This is a genomic window from Pseudomonas sp. HMSC065H01 (assembly GCF_001815235.1).
Taxonomy (GTDB): Bacteria; Pseudomonadota; Gammaproteobacteria; order Pseudomonadales; family Pseudomonadaceae; genus Pseudomonas; species Pseudomonas aeruginosa.
Genome location: NZ_KV819935.1, coordinates 61,232 through 61,634, shown reverse-complemented (window position 1 = coordinate 61,634; position 403 = coordinate 61,232). Strand labels below are relative to the sequence as shown.

Below are 403 nucleotides of genomic sequence, written 5' to 3'. Positions count from 1 at the left end.
GGTGCACGATGATCGGGTCGGCGGCCTTGTCCCTGGCCACCGGGCCGGTCGGCGCGCGGCTTTGCAGGCGCTCGCGGGCGTAGGCGACGGCGCTCTGGTAGGACATCTCGGCGCAGCCGATGCCCTGGATGCCGATGGACAGGCGCTCGTAGTTCATCATGGTGAACATCGCCGCCAGGCCCTTGTTGACTTCGCCGACCAGCCAGCCACTGGCGCCGTCGAAGTTCATCACGCAGGTGGCCGAGGCCTTGATCCCCATCTTGTGCTCGATGGAGCCGCAGTGCACCGCGTTGCGTGCGCCGAGCGCGCCGTCGTCGCCGACCAGGAACTTCGGCACCAGGAACAGCGAGATGCCGCGCGAACCGGCCGGCGCGTCGGGCAGCTTGGCCAGCACCAGGTGGAT

At 69.0% G+C, this 403-nt stretch carries 1 protein-coding gene; it reads right to left on the bottom strand.

Annotation, left to right across the window (positions count from 1 at the left end; all coding sequences use genetic code 11):
- Positions 1-403, bottom strand: a 403-nt coding sequence (locus HMPREF3014_RS29400; protein WP_256562449.1) for an acyl-CoA dehydrogenase family protein, incomplete at both ends; no start/stop codon positions are given.